This window comes from Heliobacterium mobile (assembly GCF_009720735.1).
Taxonomy (GTDB): domain Bacteria; phylum Bacillota; class Desulfitobacteriia; order Heliobacteriales; family Heliobacteriaceae; genus Heliobacterium; species Heliobacterium mobile.
Window position 1 is genome coordinate 26,845 of the sequence record NZ_WNKU01000024.1, and the last position, 21,311, is coordinate 48,155.

Annotated in this window: 22 protein-coding genes and 1 other annotated feature; of the genes, 17 read left to right on the forward strand and 5 right to left on the reverse strand. The window is 47.3% G+C overall.

What is annotated here, in order from left to right; genetic code table 11:
• Nucleotides 1-97: 97 nt before the first annotated feature.
• On the reverse strand, nucleotides 98-1,624 hold the full coding sequence (locus tag GJ688_RS15645; RefSeq protein ID WP_155477487.1) for a bifunctional diguanylate cyclase/phosphohydrolase: 1,527 nt from the start codon (nucleotides 1,622-1,624) through the stop codon (nucleotides 98-100).
• A 505-nt stretch (nucleotides 1,625-2,129) separates the two neighbouring features.
• On the opposite strand from GJ688_RS15645, the gene infC reads away from it, so the two are divergent.
• The 15 genes from infC to GJ688_RS15720 all read left to right on the forward strand — a co-directional run bounded on the left by infC (nucleotide 2,130) and on the right by GJ688_RS15720 (nucleotide 16,348).
• Complete coding sequence (infC, locus tag GJ688_RS15650; RefSeq protein ID WP_328597384.1) at nucleotides 2,130-2,729, forward strand: translation initiation factor IF-3; 600 nt, start codon at nucleotides 2,130-2,132, stop codon at nucleotides 2,727-2,729.
• A 37-nt stretch (nucleotides 2,730-2,766) separates the two neighbouring features.
• Nucleotides 2,767-2,964, forward strand: a complete 198-nt coding sequence (gene rpmI, locus GJ688_RS15655) for a 50S ribosomal protein L35 (protein ID WP_155477489.1) — start codon at nucleotides 2,767-2,769, stop codon at nucleotides 2,962-2,964.
• A gap of 61 nt (nucleotides 2,965-3,025) precedes the next feature.
• On the forward strand, nucleotides 3,026-3,382 hold the full coding sequence (gene rplT, locus GJ688_RS15660) for a 50S ribosomal protein L20 (RefSeq protein ID WP_155477490.1): 357 nt from the start codon (nucleotides 3,026-3,028) through the stop codon (nucleotides 3,380-3,382).
• Nucleotides 3,383-3,515: 133 nt separating this feature from the next.
• Complete coding sequence (locus GJ688_RS15665) at nucleotides 3,516-4,895, forward strand: TrkH family potassium uptake protein (RefSeq protein ID WP_155477491.1); 1,380 nt, start codon at nucleotides 3,516-3,518, stop codon at nucleotides 4,893-4,895.
• Between the two features lie 14 nt (nucleotides 4,896-4,909).
• Nucleotides 4,910-5,587, forward strand: a complete 678-nt coding sequence (locus GJ688_RS15670; protein WP_155477492.1) for a potassium channel family protein — start codon at nucleotides 4,910-4,912, stop codon at nucleotides 5,585-5,587.
• Nucleotides 5,584-6,402 carry a TrmH family RNA methyltransferase gene (locus GJ688_RS15675; RefSeq protein ID WP_155477493.1) on the forward strand — a complete coding sequence of 273 codons (819 nt, stop codon included), beginning with the start codon at nucleotides 5,584-5,586 and terminating at the stop codon, nucleotides 6,400-6,402. Before GJ688_RS15670 ends, GJ688_RS15675 begins: the two co-directional genes overlap by 4 nt.
• A gap of 52 nt (nucleotides 6,403-6,454) precedes the next feature.
• The gene (locus GJ688_RS21410; protein WP_170292065.1) at nucleotides 6,455-6,544 is read left to right on the forward strand and encodes a YqzL family protein; all 90 of its coding nucleotides are present in this window, start codon (nucleotides 6,455-6,457) and stop codon (nucleotides 6,542-6,544) included.
• 7 nt (nucleotides 6,545-6,551) lie between these two features.
• Nucleotides 6,552-6,816 (forward strand) — a binding site (T-box leader).
• A 71-nt stretch (nucleotides 6,817-6,887) separates the two neighbouring features.
• A complete protein-coding gene (gene pheS, locus GJ688_RS15685) occupies nucleotides 6,888-7,907 on the forward strand; it encodes a phenylalanine--tRNA ligase subunit alpha (protein ID WP_155477495.1) in 1,020 nt (339 codons plus the stop codon).
• A gap of 120 nt (nucleotides 7,908-8,027) precedes the next feature.
• On the forward strand, nucleotides 8,028-10,487 hold the full coding sequence (pheT, locus tag GJ688_RS15690; protein WP_155477496.1) for a phenylalanine--tRNA ligase subunit beta: 2,460 nt from the start codon (nucleotides 8,028-8,030) through the stop codon (nucleotides 10,485-10,487).
• Between the two features lie 103 nt (nucleotides 10,488-10,590).
• Entirely contained in the window at nucleotides 10,591-10,854 is a 264-nt protein-coding gene (locus tag GJ688_RS15695) for a cell division protein ZapA (RefSeq protein ID WP_170292066.1), read from the forward strand.
• Nucleotides 10,855-10,934: 80 nt separating this feature from the next.
• Entirely contained in the window at nucleotides 10,935-12,641 is a 1,707-nt protein-coding gene (polX, locus tag GJ688_RS15700; protein WP_170292067.1) for a DNA polymerase/3'-5' exonuclease PolX, read from the forward strand.
• Nucleotides 12,642-12,701: 60 nt separating this feature from the next.
• Nucleotides 12,702-13,661 carry a Nif3-like dinuclear metal center hexameric protein gene (locus tag GJ688_RS15705; protein ID WP_155477499.1) on the forward strand — a complete coding sequence of 320 codons (960 nt, stop codon included), beginning with the start codon at nucleotides 12,702-12,704 and terminating at the stop codon, nucleotides 13,659-13,661.
• Between the two features lie 214 nt (nucleotides 13,662-13,875).
• Nucleotides 13,876-14,178: an STAS domain-containing protein gene (locus GJ688_RS15710; RefSeq protein ID WP_155477500.1), complete on the forward strand. Its 303-nt coding sequence runs from the start codon at nucleotides 13,876-13,878 to the stop codon at nucleotides 14,176-14,178.
• A 337-nt stretch (nucleotides 14,179-14,515) separates the two neighbouring features.
• The gene (locus tag GJ688_RS15715) at nucleotides 14,516-15,142 is read left to right on the forward strand and encodes a flavodoxin family protein (protein ID WP_155477508.1); all 627 of its coding nucleotides are present in this window, start codon (nucleotides 14,516-14,518) and stop codon (nucleotides 15,140-15,142) included.
• A gap of 1,011 nt (nucleotides 15,143-16,153) precedes the next feature.
• Nucleotides 16,154-16,348 (forward strand): (2Fe-2S)-binding protein, encoded by a 195-nt coding sequence (locus GJ688_RS15720; protein ID WP_155477501.1) that lies wholly within the window; start codon nucleotides 16,154-16,156, stop codon nucleotides 16,346-16,348.
• 103 nt (nucleotides 16,349-16,451) lie between these two features.
• Here GJ688_RS15720 and GJ688_RS15725 read toward each other — a convergent pair whose 3' ends face one another.
• Entirely contained in the window at nucleotides 16,452-17,759 is a 1,308-nt protein-coding gene (locus GJ688_RS15725) for a methyl-accepting chemotaxis protein (RefSeq protein WP_155477502.1), read from the reverse strand.
• 647 nt (nucleotides 17,760-18,406) lie between these two features.
• Here GJ688_RS15725 and GJ688_RS15730 point away from each other — a divergent pair.
• Nucleotides 18,407-19,252 carry a hypothetical protein gene (locus GJ688_RS15730; RefSeq protein WP_170292068.1) on the forward strand — a complete coding sequence of 282 codons (846 nt, stop codon included), beginning with the start codon at nucleotides 18,407-18,409 and terminating at the stop codon, nucleotides 19,250-19,252.
• 26 nt (nucleotides 19,253-19,278) lie between these two features.
• On the opposite strand, the gene GJ688_RS15735 is transcribed toward GJ688_RS15730, so the two are convergent.
• Together GJ688_RS15735 and GJ688_RS15740 are read right to left on the reverse strand one after the other, a co-directional pair.
• Nucleotides 19,279-19,752 (reverse strand): hypothetical protein, encoded by a 474-nt coding sequence (locus tag GJ688_RS15735; protein WP_170292069.1) that lies wholly within the window; start codon nucleotides 19,750-19,752, stop codon nucleotides 19,279-19,281.
• 335 nt (nucleotides 19,753-20,087) lie between these two features.
• On the reverse strand, nucleotides 20,088-20,306 hold the full coding sequence (locus tag GJ688_RS15740) for an SHOCT domain-containing protein (RefSeq protein ID WP_155477505.1): 219 nt from the start codon (nucleotides 20,304-20,306) through the stop codon (nucleotides 20,088-20,090).
• 85 nt (nucleotides 20,307-20,391) lie between these two features.
• On the opposite strand from GJ688_RS15740, the gene GJ688_RS21060 reads away from it, so the two are divergent.
• On the forward strand, nucleotides 20,392-20,520 hold the full coding sequence (locus GJ688_RS21060) for a hypothetical protein (protein ID WP_268892086.1): 129 nt from the start codon (nucleotides 20,392-20,394) through the stop codon (nucleotides 20,518-20,520).
• Nucleotides 20,521-20,554: 34 nt separating this feature from the next.
• On the opposite strand, the gene GJ688_RS15745 is transcribed toward GJ688_RS21060, so the two are convergent.
• Nucleotides 20,555-20,968: a VOC family protein gene (locus tag GJ688_RS15745; protein ID WP_155477509.1), complete on the reverse strand. Its 414-nt coding sequence runs from the start codon at nucleotides 20,966-20,968 to the stop codon at nucleotides 20,555-20,557.
• Nucleotides 20,969-21,311: the final 343 nt, after the last annotated feature.

Genomic DNA, 21,311 nt, shown 5'->3' on the forward strand with positions numbered 1-21,311 from the left:
CTTACAGCCAAATACCCGGCTACAATTAAAGTCTATTCTGTGGAAAAAAATGGTGTGATTGTATGGGGAATCGAAGAAAATAAAACCTCCCCTGTCGTCACAGGGGAGGTCTGGGAGGATTGGCGGAGATATTCGGAATGATTTTCAAAAAGTGTTTAATCAAATGGGGGTCGAACTGGGTAGCGGCATTCTTTGCAAGCTCTGCACAGGCAGCTTCGACAGTCATTCCTTTTCGATAAGGGCGATCGTTCGTCATCGCATCAAAGGCGTCAGCAATGGCTAAAATCCGGCACTCCAAGGGGATTTCTTCGCCTTTCAACCCAAGAGGATATCCGCTGCCATCCCACCATTCGTGGTGTTTTAGAATCCAGTCGGCGATCGGGAGAAGATCCTGTGAGGCACAGGCGATGCGATAGCCGATTTCACAATGGCGCTGCATGACCGTCTTTTCTTGCTCCGTCAGGGGTCCCGGTTTGTTTAAGATATAATCGGGGATACCGACTTTACCGATGTCGTGAAATTCGGCCAGGAGTTGTAGATCGGCCAATCCCTGCACAGGGAGATTCACCGCTTTGGCGAGGGAGGTGACGAACTGCTCAAGTCGTTGGGCGTGTCCTTGGGTGAGATAGTCTCTGGCTTCTAAGGCTTTCGTCAAGGTTTGCACAAGCTCACTACGAACACTTTGTCGATGATGAAGCTTTTCTCGATACATATTGTTGTCGGCTTCTTTAAAAACGTCATTCATGCTTACAGAGGGAACGGATCGTACGGCGTAGCCCATCGACAGGCTTAAAGGAAGTTCCCTGTTTTGCTCGTTATAAGCGGCTATCTTTTTCTGAATCCGATGGATGATTACCTCCACAGCCGTCTCATCGGTATTCGGCAGCAGTGCTGCAAATTCATCACCGCCAATCCGGGAGAGGATAGAGGAGGTATCTAAAGACTTGCGAAGGATTTTCCCTGCTTCCATGAGCAGGTGGTCCCCTTGATGGTGGCCGAGGGTGTCGTTGACGAATTTCAACCCGTCTACGTCGCATACGATGATGCTGACCGGGGAAAAGCCCTCTTTGTCGATGCTCTCGATTTCCTGTTCAAAATAGCTGCGGTTGTAGAGACCTGTTAAAATATCGTGTATCCCTAGATAACGCAAACGCCCTTCGGTTCGCTTGCGTTCCGTAACATCGAGAACGTATCCAATGATCTGTTGCAACTGGTCATCTGCCGTAAAAAGGCCGACTATGTTTTTTACCACGTTGATGCGGCGCTGGTCGAGCGTGACCATTTCTACCTCGAAATGCTCCAGCTTTTTTTCCTTCTCTATCGTTTCCAGCAACCATGGATAGGTCTGCTTGTCGGGAAAGAGCTGAGCGAGGTGGCTTAACAAAACATCGTTCACAGAAGGATAGCCAAACATTTCAGCAAAAGTTCGATTACATAGAACTATCTTTCCGTCAGGTGCGGCAATGAAGTTGGCCGTCAAGGCTTCATCAAAAAGGTAGCGATATTCTGCTTCACTTTGCCGGAGTTGAGCTTTGTCGCCTTCTATCGTGGTTAGCATTTCGTTTACGTCATCGATAAGGTCAGCAAGTTCATCATTACCGTCGATGATGATGCGCTGTGACAAATCGCCGCTTGAAGTGATCCTACAAATGAACGCATCGAGGCTTTTTATACGGTGTATGAGTCTTTTTTGAAAAAACAGATGAAAGACGAACCCGACTGCCCAACCGAAAGCCAATAGAGAACTTATCGTATAAAGAAATACTATATTATCTTCTATAGAATTCTACCTCCTTTATTCATGATGTAATTACAAATTATACCAAAAGTTAAAAATTAGTTCGTTGCAATACAGTATAAAAACTGAGATCAAACTTGACTGGAAAAATCCTTGACATGACTGTGCCAACCGTGCTATATTTTACTGCGGAATGACAAACAAGCAGAAGCCATCCGCTTCTCACCCAGGAGCGAAGGAGTTCCCTGGGTTAATCCGGCAAGGCCCCTGCGGCGCCGAATGCGATAAAAGCATCGGTACGCCTGTTGGAGCGGTTTTGTGGAAAGCGCGGGTGGAAAAACCCGCTTTTTTGTTTGTCTTTTTTTCGAAAGTTTTCAGGGGGTGAACATTTATCAGCAAGGACCTGCGCATCAATGAGGAAATCCGCGTCCGCGAAGTTCGCTTAGTGGGCACCGATGGTGAACAACTGGGGATTTTAGCCGTGCGGGACGCGCTGCGCATGGCGCAAGAGCGTAACCTCGGCCTGGTGGAAGTGGCTCCGATGGCCAAACCGCCGGTATGCCGGATTATGGATTACGGCAAGTATAAGTTCGAGCAGAGCAAACGGGAACGGGAAGCTCGGAAGAAACAAAAGATCGTCAATATTAAAGAAGTCAAACTACGCCCGAACATTGAAGATAATGATTTCGACACGAAAGCCCGCAATGCCATCCGGTTCCTAGAGGATGGAGACAAGGTCAAAGTCACCATCATGTTTCGTGGACGGGAGATTACTCATCCCGAGTTGGGACGGCAGCTGTGCGTCCGCCTAGCAGAGGTTTGCAAACCGATCTCCAACGTGGAGCGAGACGCCAAAGTAGAAGGTCGCAACATGATCATGATCCTGACCCCAAAAGCCGAAACCCAGCGGGAGCCTAAGGCTGAGAAGCCTCGCGATGCCAAAACGGCTGAGAAAGCGGAAGCCCCGGCCAAAGGAGAAGTTAGCGAATAAGACGCTGTCTCTTTAACCCGTAAAGGAGCTGAACTAGATGCCTAAAATGAAAACTCACCGTGGGGCAGCCAAACGTTTCAAGAAAACGGCCTCCGGCAAATTTAAATCGAAAAACGCTTTTACCCGCCACATCCTGGAGAAAAAATCAGCCAAACGGAAACGCCAACTCCGCGGCACTGATGTAGTCTCCAAGCAAGATACGCCGAAACTGAATGCTCTTCTGCCTTACCTATAAACGAATCGTCGATCCTGCTTAAATTAGAAATTTCGCCAAAAGCGCCACAGGAGGTCTTGTTATGGCTCGTGTAAAAACGGGACCCATGTCTCGTAAACGACATAAAAAAATCTTAAAACTGGCTCGCGGCTACCGGAACGCCCATTCCAAGCTGTTCCGCACAGCCCACCAGTCCGTCATGAAAGCGCTGCAATATGCTTATGCGCACCGGAGAAAGAAAAAAGGCGACTTCCGCAAGCTTTGGATCACCCGGATCAATGCGGCTGCCCGCATGAACGGCATTTCCTACAGCAACATGATGAACGGTCTGAAAAAGGCTGGCGTCGTTGTCAACCGGAAGATGCTCGCCGACCTGGCTGTAAACGACCTGCCTGCATTTGCCAAGCTTGTCGATGTGGCCAAGGGACAACTGAAGTAATACGTGATTACAAAACAAGACATGGCCATTGGTCATGTCTTGTTTTTCTGGGAAAGCTAAGGGAAAGTTGTTTAGATGACGTCCTTATAGAGTCTATTTGTTAAATCTATACAGGGAGATAAGAGGTTCATCTATGCAAAGATATGAGCCGCCGAAGCCCGTGTTTGCCCCCTATGTACGCGGAAAAAGACCTGCCTACGGTTTCTCGCCGTCTCAGGTGCTGGTCTTGGGATTTGCTCTCATTATATTCCTCGGAGGATTCCTGCTGAGCACACCGGTTGCATCTCGCAGTGGTTTGGGTACCCGTTTTTTGGACGCCCTGTTCACATCTACTTCTGCCGTCTGTGTCACAGGTCTTGTCGTCGTGGACACCCATGATAATTTCTCCCTTTTGGGGCAATTGGTCATCATCACCTTGATACAGGTGGGCGGCCTGGGCTTTATGACGATGGCAACGCTAATCTACCTGTTGATGGGGAAAAAAATCAACCTTAAAGAGCGTCTGCTCATGCAAGAGGCTTTGAACAGCATGTCGGTACAAGGGGTTGTACGACTGGCTCGACACGTGCTTTTTGCCACCTTTCTCATCGAAGGAATTGGCGGTGTCATCTTATCGTTGCGGTTTATTCCGGAGATGGGACTGGCAAAAGGGATATACTATGGTTTTTTTCACGCCATATCTGCCTTCTGTAACGCTGGCTTCGATCTATTCGGCGGCTTTCGTGGTATCACGGGGTACGTGGAAGACCCCGTGGTCACTTTGACGATTTCCACCTTAATTATTCTTGGCGGCCTTGGTTTTACAGTCATCGCCGAAACCTACCGATTCCGAGAAATCAAACGTTTTTCACTGCACACCCGGCTTGTCTGGTTGATGACGATCGCCTTGGTCATCATTGGATCCGTTTCCGTGTTTTTACTGGAACTGAACAACCCGAAGACACTCGGAATCTTGAGTTGGTCGGGAAAACTGCTGGCATCCTATTTTCAGGGTGTTACGCCCCGGACAGCAGGATATAACACATTGGCTATTCTGGATCTTCGTCCGGCCACACAGTTTTTCATGGTCATACTTATGTTTATCGGTGCATCGCCAGGTTCGACAGGCGGTGGGATCAAAACTACGACCTTAGCGACCCTCCTCGCCGCGGTCTGGAGTATGCGCAATGGGAAAATCGATGTGGGCATAATGGAGCGGAGGATCCCGCCGGATAACGTTTATAAAGCGATTGGGATTGCCGTGTTATCGGGGCTATTGGTAATGATGGTAACGATGTTGCTGACGATTAGTGAAAATGCGAATTTCTTGGCGTTGCTTTTTGAAGCGACATCGGCTTTCGGAACAGTCGGCCTTACCATGGGATTGACGCCAAACTTAAGCGATTTCGGCCGCATACTGATCGCGCTCACCATGTTTGCTGGACGGGTGGGACCGCTAACTCTTGCTGTTGCTTTAAATAATGGGGAACCTTCGAAAATTCGCTATCCAGAAGAACGTGTTATGGTCGGCTAGGGGGAGACGAAGACATGGCCAAATTAAAATCGAAAGAAGCCAAGCAGTTTGCGGTGATCGGATTAGGACGTTTTGGTACCAGCATTGCCAAGACGCTCTACCAGATGGGATATGAAGTGCTGGCCATCGATACGTCGGAGGAACGGGTCAACGAAGTCGCCGACTTTGTCACCCATGCTTTACAGGCTGATGCCAAAGATGAAGAAGTCCTCAAAAAAGTAGGCATCCGCAACTTCGACACGGTCATCGTCGCCATCGGATCTGATATACAGGCGAACATCCTGGTGACGGTGATCTTAAAGGATATGGGAATCAAGCATGTAGTGGCTAAGGCCCAGAACGATCTCCACGGTAAGGTACTGACGAAAGTCGGAGCCGATCAGGTTGTCTATCCCGAAAGGGATATGGGGGTTCGAGTTGCTCATGCGCTAGCCACTTCTTCGGTTATGGACTATTTGGAACTATCACCGCACCATTCTTTGGTGGAGATTCGCACACCGGAACGGTTCATCGGTCAGACTTTAGGTGAAGCGGACCTGCGGGCTCGCTATGGCATCACCGTAATCGCTGTTCGTAAAGGTGATGATGTCATCGCGTCTCCAGGGGCCGATACGACTTTTGCCGCCGGAGACATCATCGTGGCTGTCGGCTCCAACGAAGATTTGAACCGTTTTGAGGGGGAATCCCGTTGACGATCACATCGCTCAACAACCAATATATAAAGGAAGCGCGCTCTCTTTCGCGGAAGAAAGAGCGAATCTTAACGGGGAAGTACCTGATCGAAGGAGTACGCCTCGTGGAAGAAGCCGTAGCTTCCGGACTCGCTCTCGAATACGCTCTTTACACGGAGAGGGTCGCCAACAATCCTCGGGGGAAGATCCTTTTAGATAAGCTCATCGCGGCCGGCCTCAACTGCGTTGACGTCGACGAGCGAGCCTTGGCTTCCATTACGGAAACGGAACAAAGCCAAGGTATCGTTACGGTAGCCCCGCTGCCTACCGTTCCCTGGAAGGCTGTGCTTGAGAAAGAAGATCCTTTTATATTGATCGTCGACGGACTGCAAGATCCGGGAAACTTGGGAACCATCATTCGGACAGCCGAAGGGGCCGGCTTATCGGGAGTGTTGCTCACGGCAGGGACGGTCGATCCCCACAGCCCCAAAGTCATTCGGGCGGCGATGGGTTCGCTTTTTCGCTTACCCGTAGCTACAGTGCCCTCTGTGGAACAACTGGTGAACATACTACAGGAAAAAAAGATCTCCATCGTTGTGGCCGATGCCACTGATGGTGTACCTTATTTCGAAGCCCAATGGGCACAGAAGAACGTCGCTGTCGTCATCGGCAGCGAAGCGGTCGGTCCGCAACCGCTCTTTCGGGATAAGGCGTCCATGACCGTGAGCATCCCCTTGGTTCCCCCGGTAGAGTCGCTCAATGCCGCCATCGCTGCCTCTGTATTGATTTTTGAAGCCGCTCGCCATCGTTCGGTTGCTTCGAAAAAAGGCCTATGATATAATTTCCCTAGCTGGTGGACCCTGGAACGCAGAAAGGTTGTGGTCGTCGGTGTTTTCCGCTGACTTTTTCTGGCGTGTCTTCACAATGACGGGTTCGGTTGCAGCATATATGCTATATCGGCGCTTGCTGATACAGTAGAGAGCAGGGAAAAGCGTAGAACGGGAGAAGTACTCCTAGCGTCGCTTGCCAGGGAGACGGGTGCCATAGACTGAAAGCCCCGTTCAAGCCGATAGGGAGGAAATTCGCCCGGGAGCTTCAGGCTGAAGCTGTCGGCATCTTCATGCCGTACAAGTGGGTAGGTCTCGACGGCGTTCCCGCCGTTATCGGGAAACGACACTTGTCGGCCGAGTGGGCTGTATTTTCTGCAGCCTAGCGGGGTGGTACCGCGGAAAATAACTTCCGTCCCCATTGGGGATGGGAGTTTTTTGTTTTTTATCAAAGGCCCTTCGTGGACAAACCGAATATACCGGAGGTTTACCAAATGCGCGAACAATTGGAACGAATTCGGCTCCAAGCTGCCAATGAGCTGCAAGGAGTGGAAGGGACGGAAGCGCTGCAAGACTGGCGCGTCCGTTATCTCGGAAAGAAAGGCGAACTGACCCAAATTCTGCGGGGCATGGGGGCAGTTCCCGCCGAAGAACGCCCAGCCATGGGCGCTTTAGTCAACGAAGTCCGGGCGGCCATCGAATTTATGCTCGAGGAAAAGAGCCGCCAGCTCAAAGAGAAAGAAAAACAAGCACGCTTAGCGAGTGAGGCCATCGACATCACTCTTCCAGGACAGGTAGCCCTCGTCGGCAGTAAGCATCCCCTTACCCTCGTCATCGACGAAATCAAACAAATCTTCTTAGGGATGGGGTATGAAATCGCCGAAGGCCCAGAAGTGGAGACCGACTATTACAACTTTGAGGCCCTGAACCTGCCGCAAGATCACCCTGCCCGGGACATGCAGGATTCCTTCTATATCACACCAGATATCCTGTTGCGCACCCACACATCGCCGGTACAGATCCGGGCGATGGAACGGATCCGTCCCCAACTGCCAGTGAAAGTGATCTGCCCGGGACGGGTTTTCCGTCGCGACGATGACGCCACTCATTCCCCTATGTTCCACCAGGTGGAAGGATTGGTCGTCGACAAAAACATCACCTTCGGCGACCTGCGGGGCACCTTGCTCACCTTTGCCCGCCAGATGTTCGGTCCAGAGCGGGAGATTCGGCTCCGTCCGTCCTTCTTCCCCTTCACCGAACCGAGTGCCGAGGTGGATATTTCCTGTGGTTGCGGCGGCAGCGGCTGCCGTGTCTGCAAAGGCACGGGCTGGCTCGAAATCCTTGGTTCCGGCATGGTCCATCCCAACGTGTTGAAATACGGCGGCTATAACCCGAGCGAAGTAACCGGCTTCGCCTTCGGTATGGGCGTCGAACGGATCGCCATGCTGAAGTACGGTATTGATGATATGCGTCTGCTCTATGAAAATGATATGCGGTTTTTAAGCCAATTTTAGATTCCCTTTTTCGAGAACAGAAAAATCTGGGGTGAATTGGCGGAGTAAGCCAATTCACCCCAGATTCTACGATCATGTAACGATAGATATTGAAACGCATAAAAGTATGAGGTGAATCCCATGCGTGTATCCTTGGAATGGCTGGGGGAGTACGTCAACCCCGGCATGGAAGCGGCCGATTTAGGCGAGAAACTGACTCGTTCCGGCATCGCCGTAGAGAATATCCTTCGCCGAGACGCCCGATTGGATCAGGTCGTTGTCGGTCATATCGATGTTATCGAAAAACATCCCGAAGCGGATCGTCTCTGGGTCTGCTCAGTCAATACGGGAGACCGTCAATATACAGTGGTCACGGGCGCCCAAAACGTTCGCCAAGGCCATAAAGTCCCGGTGGCTCTTCCCGGTGCGAAACTCCCCAAGGGAGTGGAAATCGGTGAAGCTGCTTTTCGCGGCATCAAATCATCGGGGATGCTCTGCTCCGCCGAAGAATTAGCCCTTGAAGAAAAGACCATCTCTCCAGAAGACCGAGAAGGCATCCTGATCCTCGATAAAGATGCCCAGGTGGGACAGCCGATCGCTCAGGCTTTAGGACTTGATGTGCCTATCCTTGAATTAGAATTGACGCCCAACCGGGCCGACTGTTTGGCTGTGATCAATGTGGCCCGAGAAGTGTCGGCTATTACGGGCCAACCGCTGCAGCTTCCCGATGTGAAAGTGGTGGAAAAAGGAGAAGGCCGGACAGAAGAGCAAGTGAAGGTCACCATTGAAGACAGCGACCTCTGCGGACGTTATGCGGCTCGCCTTTTCACCAACCTGCGGCCGGGTCCGTCCCCGCTTTGGATGCAGCGCCGCCTGCAGGCCGCAGGGATGCGCCCCATCAACAACATCGTTGACATCACCAACTATGTGATGCTCGAAATGAACCATCCCCTCCACGCCTTTGATTATCACACCGTCAAGGACGGTCATATTGTAGTCCGCCGCGCTCGTACCGGGGAGAAACTGGTCACCCTGGACGGTCAAGAACGGGAACTTAACTCGGAGAACCTGGTCATCGCCGACCCCGAAAAAGCCATCGCCTTAGCTGGCGTCATGGGCGGGTTGGAGACAGAGATCACCGAAAAAACGACTACAATCCTGCTGGAAGCGGCTCACTTCTATCCGGCTAGCGTACGCCGCACGGCTCGGCAAGTGGGCTTGCGCTCGGAAGCCTCCCAGCGTTTTGAAAAAGGCGTCAACATCAACACGGTCAAGCTGGCCATGGACCGCGCTGCCGAACTGGTAGCTCAGTTGGGTGTAGCCGATGTCGTCCCTGGTTACGTGGACAATTACTTGCGCCCGACGGAACCGGTGAAAGTCCCCTTCCGGGCCAGCCGGATCAACGCCCTGCTGGGTACGACGATTAAACCGGAGCAGATGGAAGACATATTTCAACGTCTTCAATTCCCTGTGCAGTGGGAAGCGGCAACCGAAGGGGAACAAAGGGATGCCGGTATCGTCGTAGCGCCCACCTATCGTCCCGATATCCAAGGCGAGCATGACTTGGCCGAAGAAGTGGCCCGTCTCTACGGCTATGACCGGATTCCAACCACCTTGCCTCAAGGCAAGACGACGGTCGGACAGCGCACATGGCCCCAGACGGTGCGGGAAAAAATCATCGATGCCTTGGTGGGCAGCGGATTCCGCGAAGTGGTGACCTTCTCCTTCATCAACCCCCGACATTTGGACCGTCTGGCTATCCCTGCAGAGGATCATCTCCGTCAAGTCATCCCGGTGCAAAATCCCTTGAGTGAAGAACAGGGGATCCTCCGGCCTACGATCATACCGGGACTTTTGGAATTGGCCGCCCGTAACGCGAGCCGCCGTATTCCTGACCTAGCTATCTTTGAGTTGGGAGGAACGTTCCTGCCGAAAGCGCTGCCGCTCAAAGAATTACCGGACGAAGCATGGAAAGTATCGGCCCTCGTCATGGGGGCAGCACCGGTCCATTGGAGCGGCAAACCCCAACCGTACGACTTCTATTTCCTCAAAGGGATTGTCGAAAAACTGTTGAGCGCTTTAAAAATCAAAGGCGTTACCTGGTCCCGCGAGACGGAACTATCTTATCTACACCCAGGACGTGCAGCCCGGTTACAGATCACTCAAGACGGTATGGTCTTTGACTTGGGTTACATGGGAGAAGTCCACCCTGACGTGCGGGAAGCTTATGACCTTGCGGCCCGTCCGGTCGTGATGGAACTGGATCTTTCTGCCTTAACCTTGCTGGCCCGGGCAAAAGGCGACTATCGACCACTGCACCGGTTCCCGTCTACAGACCGCGACATGGCGATGGTATTGCCCGTAGCCGTACCGGCAGGCCAAGTGGAAGCCGTCATCGCCGAAGTCGGCGGCAACCTCTTAGAACGGTGGCGACTCTTTGACGTATACCAAGGCAACCAGATCTCCGCTGGTTTCCGCAGCCTCGCCTATACGCTGCGCTATCAAGCACCTGACCGTACCCTCACGGACGAAGAAGTCAATCATGCCCACGAATCTATCAAAACGGCTCTGATGGAACGCCTAGGCGCACAATTTAGATAATTGTTTATTCAAAAAAGGGTTTTTCGACATTGGCAGCGAAAAGGAAATTGATTACTCAACCAGAAAAACTCGAATGCTGTCGCTGTCGAGGGGGAGCTACAAAGTGAGTGAAGAGGTTTTTAAGACAACCGTCCATATTTATGGTGAACCTTATACTATCAAAAGCCCTGTTCCTCCCCAACAGGTTAGAAAACTGGCTGGTATGATTGATGAGCGCATGCAGGACATCGCCCGTAAGGCGAACCACCTGTCCGTATCAAAGGTGGCTGTGCTGGTCGCTTTTCACTTAGCTCATGACTTGGCGAAGCTTCAGGAAGATTACGACGACCTGATCAAGCTTCTAGAAGATTCCGGCTCCTCTAAATGATTCCCCGATTTCTAAGCGCCGGGATTCCGGCGCTTTTTTCCTTGCTACCTGGGCAAAATAGCCGGAAGGGGGGAGAAGCGATGCACAACCAGGAAATTGCCTGGGCCCTCACGGAGATGGCCGATCTAATGGAGATCCTGGGAGAGAACCCATTTAAGGTACGGGCGTACCGTAAAGGAGCCCGGATTGTCGAAGGGATCGAGACACCGGTAAAGACCTTATCCGAGCGTGGGCAACTGGCCAAAATCGACGGTATCGGCAAAGGCCTCTGTGCTGAAATCGACGAGATGATGGAAGACGGCGCCAGTCGGCAACTCCAAAACTTGCGTGAAAAAGTACCTCCGGAAGTGCTCGATATGCTCCGCTTGCCCGGTGTGGGCATCCGAGCCGTAAGGACCTTTTTTAGCAACGGATATACTACCCTTGATGAACTCGAAGAAGGCGCCCGAAAGCATAAGCTTCGCTTGTTGCCTGGAATTGCCGCCAAGACAGAAGTCGCGGTCATCCGCGGTGTGGAGATGCTGCGCCGCCGGAGCGGGAAGTTTGGCATCGGCGTAGCCCGTCCAATGGCGGAAGAGTTTGTCCGATTTCTACAAAACCTGCCGGAAGTGCACCGAGTCGAAATCACCGGTGACCTTCGCCGCAGCCAAGAGGTCGTAGAGGAAATCCACTTGCTCAGCTCATCCCAAGAGCCTGATAAAATTCTTGATTTGGTCGAAAAACACCCTGCCGCTGTAAAATTGGTCGACGATGGCGCCAACTTTGTTCGCTTCCAGTTGAGCTTTGGCTTACCGGTCCAGGTGGAAGTCGTCGACGAAGCCGAATTCATCGCGCGGTGGGTGGAAACGACGGGGTCTTATGCTCATTGGTCCGCCTTGCAGGAGCGGGGAGCCAAGAGGGGCGATGGATGCAGTGGCGATTGGCAGCGTTTTATCACCTCACAGGAAGCTGAAATCAACTTCTACCGTGATCTTGACCTGCCTTGGATCCCGCCGGAACTACGAGAGGAAGGCAGCGAAGTGGCGCTTGCTGCCCAGAGAAAACTACCGGAAGTCGTCCAGATCACTGACATCCGGGGGGACTTGCATATTCATACCCATTGGAGCGACGGCGTATCTTCATTAGAGGAGATGATCGACGCCGGACGAGAACGAGGATATGAATACATGGCGATTACGGACCACTCCCAGTCGCTCAGCGTCGCCCGGGGATTGTCCGAGACGAGACTACGGGAACAACGGCAGGCCATTCGAAATCTCTCCCATCGTGATAAAAACTTTACCGTCTTTTCAGGGATTGAAATGGATATCTTGCCTGATGCCCGGTTGGACTTCCCCGATGAGATGCTACAAGAAACCGATCTGGTCATCGCATCCGTTCATATTGGTTTGCGGCAAGAGCGGCACAAGGTCCATGCCCGGTTGGAAACAGCCTTAAAAAATCCTCATGTCGATATCATTGGCCATCCGACAGGCCGACTCATCGGCGCTCGGGAGCCTTATGATGTCGATATGGAGTGGTTGCTTGACTTGGCGGCGAAAACAGGAACGATTTTGGAGATCAACTCATCGCCCGATCGTCTCGACCTGGCTGCGCCATACGCCAAAATGGCGAAAGAACGCGGCATCATGTTATCGATCAACACCGATTCTCATGACCGGGCTAAACTAGGGGATATCTCCTACGGCGTAAACAATGCCCGCCGGGCCGGGTTGGAGCCAAAGGACATATTGAACTGCCACCCTCTTGAGGAAGTCAAAAAGATTCTCGCGAAACCGAAAGGGTAATAAAATCTTGCGATACTTGCGGGAAAACTTCGAAAACCGCATTGTTTAGGAGGAATATCATTGAAGGCACGTGAAATTTACGAACTCATGGTCTCCATGGGTATCGATGCAGACCCCCGTGGTCGTAATGAAGTAGAATCCCTCTTATCCAAAAAATCGAAAGACTTCGAAGAAATGAAAGTGGAACAAAAAGCCGAATTCGACCAAGAGGCCTTAAAGAATCCCTATAGCGACACCCGATTCTTAGCAGGCGACCTTGATCGGGACGTGAAGCGGATCCTTGTCGGTGTGGACATCGAAGTCGGCGAAGTTCTGCTCGCCGATCGTCTCGGCCAAAAAGGCCAGCCCATCGACCTGATCATCGCACACCATCCGGAAGGCAAAGCCCTATCGGCTCTCCACGACGTCATGCATATGCAAGAGGATCTGCTGGCTCAATTGGGCGTACCCATCAACGTAGCCGAAGGACTGCTGTCTAGCCGCATCAGCGAGGTCAAACGTGGATTAGCTCCCCTTAACCATAACCGTGCTGTCGACGCTGCCCGTCTTTTAGGTCTGTCGATGATGTGCGTCCATACGCCTGCCGACAATCAGGTGCAGACTTTTCTGACCAAAAAAATCGAAGAGAAAAAACCGACCAAAGTGAGCGAAATCCTGAAGCTCTTAAAGGAAATTCCCGAATATAAAGCAGCCGCTGATATGGGTTCCGGTCCAACCCTTTTTACGGGTCGTCCTGAAGGTCGCTGTGGAAAAGTCATGGTCGACATGACCGGTGGCACCTCCGGTTCTGAAGACGCATACGGGAAACTCTCCCAAGCGGGGGTAGGCACCATCGTTGGTATGCACATGGGTGAAAAGCACCGCAAAGAGGCAGAAAAGAACCACATCAACGTCGTCATCGCCGGTCACATGGCCAGTGACTCTTTGGGAATGAACCTACTCTTAGACGCCTTGGAAGCCCGCGGTGTTGAAATCATCACTTGTGCTGGATTGATCCGGGTGTCTCGGAACGCAAAATAATGATAGTACCTAGGAAAAATCCCTAAGGCTTGACTGTAAAACCGCAGTTCTGTGAAAAAAACTCACGGGACCGCGGTTTTTTTGTAACCCATGCATTCATTTGAACAAAAGCGTTAAAAGTTCCTTTCCCGACTGCTTCTTGACTGAAATCGACAATATTTATACATGTGGGATGTTAAAATAGACACCGGAGCTTAGACATAAGGGTGGGGTTATGACTTATAAACTAACATTTAACGGAGATAATATCTACCTTAGACTAAAGGGGAACATTACGGTACTTCAAGCCAAAAAGTTAAAGCAAGAATTGTTTGATCTAGTTGGCCATGGTAAGTACTTTGTACACATTGATATGACCCAGGTTGATTTTATCGATGGACTTGCCTTGGGTGCTTTAGTATCTATATTAAAAAGAACTCAAGAGTATGGTGGGAACGTGTTTATTATCAAACCTAGAAATTTCATTCAGGAAATTTTCAGGCTCACTCGATTAAACGAAGTTTTTGAGATTCAATAAATAATGAAGTAAAGCGTCTGGCTCCTGACAGCTACGACGCTTTTTCCATTTTCAAAAGAAGTCAAACATATAGAGTTTATTCGGTGCGCCCTAGCTCAGATAGTTGTAACCGAATCGGTCCTGGTAAACCCGGTAGGGCTTTATTCACTTGCTTATTTGGATATCCGACTACAGTTATAGACGTATATGACTGTACGGAAAAAGCGATAATGAGTTACTTTGAACACAGCACAAACGGTGAGAAAGGAGGTTTTAATTGCCTGAAAAAGGATATATCTTCTGTACGTCGAACAAACTATTAGTGCTTGTAATTTTCGTAGCAGAGGAGCGATTTTTAATGAAAGTTTTACTTGTCAATGGTAGTCCGCGCGAAAAAGGATGTACTTATACCGCTTTGACTGAGGTAGCCGGAGCGTTAGAAAAACAGGCTATTGAAACAGAAATATTTCACGTTGGTAAGAAGCCGATTTCCGGATGTCACGGTTGTTATGCCTGTCAGCAAACTGGTATTTGCTTTATGAAGGATACAGTTAATGAATTTTTAGAAAAGGCAATTGAGGCAGATGGTTTTATTTTTGGCTCTCCGGTACATTTCGCTTCAGCGTCGGGCACGTTAACGGCCTTTATGGACAGAGTATTTTTTGTTGGTCTCCGAAGAGGGATCTTTCACTATAAACCTGCGGCAGCAGTTGTAAGTGCCCGACGTGGTGGCACCACAGCTACATTCGACCAAATTAATAAATATTTCACGATAAGTAATATGCCGGTTGTATCGTCTCAGTATTGGAATATGGTTCATGGTAATACACCCGACGAAGTTAGGCAGGATTTAGAAGGTATTCAGACGATGCGTACACTAGGTAATAATATGGCATGGCTTTTAAAATCCATTGAAGCAGGTAAGGCAGCTGGCATTACACTTCCGGAAAAAGAATCTCGGGCAATTACTAACTTTATTCGTTGAATCATTTCTTTCATACATTAGAAGCATAGCTTTTAATAGGTTTATAGAAAAATAAACCAACTTCAGCCCGACAGCCCCAGCCCATAAGGGAGGGCTGTTTTTTTATCACTGCATACCGACAATGGGCCTACATGACCGTAAAAATACCGCAAGTAATCACAGATCATAGCAGGAGAGGTAAAGCCATCGTTGAATACCGGCTTAAATGATGACATCAAGAAACCATTTCAAGACTCTGGTTATCGGCTGATGCATTGAATAGCAAAATTAAATCCAATTTACAATTATGCAAATCATCTTTGCCGGAGTTGGCATGAATTACTCGGCTCTTATAAGACCAAGGATTAGGTGATATATAATGTTAATACAATTCAAACATCTTTTCAGATATCGAACTCAGATCGCTATAGCACGTGTAATCCTAGGGGTTACACTGGGTAGTCTATCGACGTTTATGTTATTAGCCCCCGACACTGTCCGAGGTTTACTCGGAGCAGATGTAACGATATTTAACATGATAAATTTAAGCTTATTCATTATTCTAAGTGGATTACAGGGCATAGCAAAAAGAGGCCAATTAGTGAAACTTGCAGATATCACTAACGAGTTATTTGCTATTGTCATGGGTATCGTCATATTTCTTTATGTAATAGTTGTATTCTTTTCATTTAACAACTAGTGCGATTCGTTTTTAGGAGTTAGGTGTATCCACTGAAAAGATATCATCTGCACATTAGTTGTGCGTCCGGTCCCACCACTTGCCGTAAGGCTTTTCTGAAGTTTTAAGGGGGAGTAATTATCTGTCAAGGATATTCGGAGAGTGGGAAAGAACTTACCACAGTTCATTCCGATATCAATCCTATTTATTCATCGATGTAAAACAAAAGAAAACCCCAGCCTCCGATCGGATGAGTGGGGTTGTAGATATTGGAAACAATTGGATTGCGTTTAGATGTAGGCTACATACGTACTTGGCACAACTCTCTGCTATAATAGAAATAAAAATCAACAATGGAGGGTTGCATTATAGATACTAATAAAGTTGTTTGTAAATGTAAAAAGATAACTTACGGAGACTTAAAAAATGCTATTGAAAACGGTGCGAAGTCTTTTAAGAATGTAAAGGAAGTTACAAAGGTAGCTACTGATTGTAAAAAATGCAAAGACAAGGTGAAAAATTTAGTAAATCAACTGCTTGAAAAATAATTTGGTGAACCCGCTAACCTGCATATGTAGTGAAGCCATTTCTGAACATCCTGCGACTTCGCCACCACCGGCGAGGTCTTTTTTGTTTTGTGCTGAAGGGAGGTTACATCTTGAAACGTGCAACCATCTTATTGATTTGTTCAGCTGTTTTTGCCTGTGTCATCATAGCTAAGTTGACCTCAGAAATCGAGATATTGAGTTCTTCCGACCGTTTTGCAATATCTGTAGTCTCAGAAGAGATTTTGAAAATCAAATCGGCTACTGCAACAATCGCTTTGTTTACTTCGGATACGGAAGTGAGAACTTGTCCACTCATACTTTGCGTGTGATCAAATAAGCTTGAGAAGGTATCGGCATCAGAGAGGTATTGATTTCCGACGGTTACAAGTCGCTCATAATCTTTCGTGACAGTATTGTCGATAAATCGCAGCAACTCATTGGTTTTATCAACAAGCACATCGATCGCTTGGCCGACTTGTTTCGTTACAACTTGAATATTCGCTACCGTTTTTGACGATTCCTCCGATAGTTTTCTTACCTCTTCTGCGACGACCGCGAATCCTCGACCCTGTTCTCCAGCTCGTGCTGCTTCGATAGCGGCGTTTAAAGCGAGCAAGTTCGTTTGTGAAGCGATGGCAGATATAGAACTTGCGAGTGCAGATATCTGGTCAACAACTTTTGCATCATCAATTGCTGCAAGTACGGAAAGATTGATTGCTTCATACAGTTGATTGGCGGATGTACTCGAACGGATGGAATCGTTTTTGAGATTTAGGGCGCGTATCTCGATTTCCTTAGTTTGCCCTTTTCCATTGTCGACGCTTTGGTTCAGAAATTGTAATCCTGCATACATTTCTTGGCTAGAAGCGGTTATTTCCTCTACTGAAGCTGAAACAGACTGGGTCCCTGCTGATATTTCATTGGTTGAGGATAAGACATTGTTCATACTAAACGAAACGGTCTTGGTGGTTGCCGCTAATTGTTGACCGGAGGATGCTAATTCTTGTGCAGTTTGGAGCATCTCATGGAGAGTTTTGCGAATATTACCTTGGAAAATGTCGATGAAAGCGGCGATTTGACCAATTTCATCTCTTTGGGTTTTCAATGATGAGGATAGGGAAACGGAAAAATCACCCGCTGACATCTGTTCCGTTACATGCTTTATTTCATTTAATGAATTCTTCAGTCGACGGTAGACGAAGAAGCTTAATATGAAGGCAGAAGCAATGAAAAAAAGACAAGTCACAATAAGAAAAAGAGTTGATGATAAAAATCTTTCTCTGCTTTTATTTGCATCATTAGTGCCATAACCGTCTAGTATTTCGCCTAACTCATTGATGGAACCACGAGTTTTTTCGAACAATGTATCCGAATCGGCAAGACGCTGCATCAACTCGTCACGACTAACCACCGGTTGATCACTCAGTTCAATAAGTGAATCAGAAATCTCGACCCACGATTTAAAAGATGTTCGAAAAATATCGATGTTTTCAAAAGCGCTTTTTCCAGAGGTTTTGTGGGTAATAGGTAGGAATTCGCTCCTGTTCTTTTGAATAATATTGCTCGCGTTTTCAAAACGCTCAGTTGCCTGTTGGATACAACCATGAAAGAACCGCCCAACGGCCCCAGACGCCGCCAGTGGTTCACCTTACCGTAAAATCAATTTTAATAAAAACACACCGATTACAACGCAAAAAAACGGCCGTTAGCTCAGTGCCTCCGTCGGATTCCCCTGCGTACCGGCCATATCAACCCCATAGCCTTTCCATAGATGCCCGCTGTAACTACAACGGCAACTACTTTTAGTTTTTCTCTTCACCTTGTGATCCTGCTAACCCGCATTTGTAGTGGAGTCGGCGTCAGATACTTGAACCCGCAGTCTGTCACTATTCCTACTGGGATTATAGAAGGGGTGTGGATTCGGTGGTTGAGTAGGTTGATTAAAAAAACTGATTTCGAGTATATTTTTTCGAATACATGCAAAAATAGTACTGGAAGACAAACAAATCAAGGCATTCTCTGAAATCACTGTAAATACGGAATATATTGGAGAGAATTATGACAAACCTGTACTGGTATCATGGTTTGACTATTTTTGGCCTAGTATTAATAATCTTTACTTTGTTTAAGAAAAAAAGCATCATTGACTTATTTTCGTTTTTTTTATTCGTGTCAGCACTCGCCTATCTATGTGAGGTTGTAATACTATTTGTATTTAATAGTTATACATACAAACCAGGTTTATTCGCTGACTCTATTCAAGAAAGTATTTATGGGCACTTAGTGTGTAACGGCTTTTTTTGGGGTGGATTTACACTTTTGGTAGCTGCATTTCAATTAAAATATTACTGGATTTTCTTAATATCAGGTTTCTTTATGCTTGTAGAAGAAATCTTCCTTAAATTAGGAATATATACCCACCACTGGTGGAGAACTTACATGACGGGAATAGTAGTTGTTGTGTTCCTTTTTATTACAAGAAAGTGTTTTTGGATCATGAAAGAAGAGAAGCATAAGCTTCTGAGATTCACTGCATTTTATTTAATAGCATGGTTGTTATTATTAGGTCCATCTGTAATACTTTTGATTTTAAACAAACAGCATTTTGGTATTGGTTTGAATAATAATTACTTTCTTGATGATATTTTGTTTGATGTACCATACCACTTGATTTTATCTTTAGTTTATATATTCTTTATTAATTTTCTAAATAAGTCGTATTGGGAAATTGCCCCTTTTTTAGTGGTTCTATTAAGCGACTATATAATGATGAGATTGAACATTTTGACTTTTAATGACGGTTGGAATCTATTTTACTTAACACAACTTCGCTATTTATGTTTAGGACTATATATAATCCTGGAAAAGCATTCATTGAATATTGATTCTACTAGAATAACCTAGCTTTAGCTTTCCTATAACCCTAAGAATTACTTTATTATATCTCGTGTCTTTTTACCGGAATATACTTTATCTTCCCCGACTATAGCCAGCGACAACCATATAAATAGTGATAGTGCCGCTATACTATATATTACGCTAAATATCATATCAAAGCTTCCATACTTGAAAGCTCCTCTTTGGATATAAGCGTACTGTAGAATTGAGAATACTGCAGCCACAGAAGTAACAGAAATTAGCTTTGATATTGAACTTTTTGTTAACCAATTAATCATGAGTATACCAATCCCTGAATAAGCAAGCAGTTGAAATAATGAAGCTCTACCAATGGGGATTAAAACGTGTTCAAAGCTGTAAAACCCTAAGTATGACGATAGATTATCTAGAAAGATCATCCAGACCATAGACACATAAACAGCATACCGTAATTCAAAAATTCTTTTCATCGGAATAATTATTAGAACTAATGACCAAATGATTATACTAACTACCAAATGTTCCATGATGCACCTCTAAGCATTGAATTTACTACTATTTAATATAACCAATTAATTGATAGATTATTTAGAGCCCGATAGCCAAACCATATTTTCCAAAGTCTGTTACAAATTATAGATTTTAATAGTCTGGCCATTAATTGAACCCAAAATTGGACATTGAAGGTCACAATCGGACGATGAGGAAGTTACGGGAACAGCGGCGAACACTACGGCAATGATTGGCCCAAAATAAAAACGACCAGGCCGGTGTGATGGACCTGGACGTGTATGAACTGCGTACGGATACGATGGGTAAGTTGCCGAATACGATGTGGGATAAGGCGAGTTAACAAAAGGGGCTACTTCATAACCTCCAAATTCCTAAGGATGTCTTGCAACTCCTGAAAGGTAATTTCCCCTTTAGCATAACGTCTTTTTGCCACTTCTGCCGGTGAAGTAAACCTTTTATAGGCGATGTAGGCACCTATGATAAGTAAAATGGGAATGCCTACTTTAACGAACACAAGCAAAAGAATAAGAATGATGGAGCCTGCGGTTAACTCTAACCAACCGAGCATTTAGGAACCCGCCTTTCATAAATCATCATGTCACCATTATAACAAACATGCTTTGATCGGGGAATTAAAGGAGGCTGAACGGCGATTGGATGAAGCCTATCCGTTAGACATATACGGCGTCATTCAGAAGGAAGCAGCCCATTGGATGAACTTTTCACTACAGGCGGTCAGCGACCATGTTCAATCAAAAGCAGTGGTCCACCTGAGTACCTAAGATATGCGGTCCTCGCCCTTGACACCAAATAAAATCACTCCGACTTCGGTTCTCCTTTTCCCCATGAGCCGATCTCAATTAAATTACCTTCTGGATCAGCCACATAAGAGGTTCTCATTCCCCAAGGTTCATTTCTGGGTGATACAACGGATTGTGCACCAAGACGAACGACTCTCTCAAATTCATTGTCTACATCGGTAAAAAGAGGCAGGTCAATCGCTAATTCAAAAGATCCGTTCAATCCGGTAGGGAAGGAAACATCTGTTCCTAAGTAGCCCGGTAATAACTTTCTCTCATACATCATTATTCGGATTCCGTCATGTTTAAATTCGGCATAGGGACCTTCTCCGTTCCAATCAATTTCTAAACCAAGTACGTCTCGATAAAATCCAACCATTATTTTGATATCACAGACAAAAATTCCGATACCGTTGAATCTAACTCCCATGTACAACCTCATCCCCTCTTAATAGTTACTGATTTACTTTTTACAACAGGGTCATAAATCCTCTAGCTGTTATGAAAAAATCCCACGCCAAATAAGCGACGGTCAGAAGATTGAAATAACCCTCGCTAGATACGTGGTCGGACCTAGCAAATTTATGCGTGTCGTGTTGGTTTTAACGCGGTTTGTCCAGCCTGTGGAATGTGGGTAAAGAAGCGTCCGGTCCTATGACTGCCGAACGCTTGTTTTTTAATCCTTTAATCTTTTTTCATTCGTGATCGGTTAACCATATTTTCAAGATAAACCCAAATGAATTTAGGTTTAATGTTGAATGTTTACAAGTTGC

Bases quoted from the DNA above. Each gene is read 5' to 3' on its own strand.
- GJ688_RS15740 (WP_155477505.1), bottom strand. From the start codon at position 20,306: ATGCTCGGTTGGTTAGAGTTAACCGCAGGCTCCATCATTCTTATTCTT.
- pheS (WP_155477495.1), top strand. From the start codon at position 6,888: ATGCGCGAACAATTGGAACGAATTCGGCTCCAAGCTGCCAATGAGCTG.
- polX (WP_170292067.1), top strand. From the start codon at position 10,935: ATGCACAACCAGGAAATTGCCTGGGCCCTCACGGAGATGGCCGATCTA.
- pheT (WP_155477496.1), top strand. From the start codon at position 8,028: ATGCGTGTATCCTTGGAATGGCTGGGGGAGTACGTCAACCCCGGCATG.
- GJ688_RS15720 (WP_155477501.1), top strand. From the start codon at position 16,154: ATGGAGGGTTGCATTATAGATACTAATAAAGTTGTTTGTAAATGTAAA.
- rpmI (WP_155477489.1), top strand. From the start codon at position 2,767: ATGCCTAAAATGAAAACTCACCGTGGGGCAGCCAAACGTTTCAAGAAA.
- GJ688_RS15710 (WP_155477500.1), top strand. From the start codon at position 13,876: ATGACTTATAAACTAACATTTAACGGAGATAATATCTACCTTAGACTA.
- GJ688_RS15670 (WP_155477492.1), top strand. From the start codon at position 4,910: ATGGCCAAATTAAAATCGAAAGAAGCCAAGCAGTTTGCGGTGATCGGA.
- GJ688_RS15715 (WP_155477508.1), top strand. From the start codon at position 14,516: ATGAAAGTTTTACTTGTCAATGGTAGTCCGCGCGAAAAAGGATGTACT.
- GJ688_RS15730 (WP_170292068.1), top strand. From the start codon at position 18,407: ATGACAAACCTGTACTGGTATCATGGTTTGACTATTTTTGGCCTAGTA.
- GJ688_RS15665 (WP_155477491.1), top strand. From the start codon at position 3,516: ATGCAAAGATATGAGCCGCCGAAGCCCGTGTTTGCCCCCTATGTACGC.
- GJ688_RS15735 (WP_170292069.1), bottom strand. From the start codon at position 19,752: ATGGAACATTTGGTAGTTAGTATAATCATTTGGTCATTAGTTCTAATA.
- GJ688_RS15745 (WP_155477509.1), bottom strand. From the start codon at position 20,968: ATGGGAGTTAGATTCAACGGTATCGGAATTTTTGTCTGTGATATCAAA.
- rplT (WP_155477490.1), top strand. From the start codon at position 3,026: ATGGCTCGTGTAAAAACGGGACCCATGTCTCGTAAACGACATAAAAAA.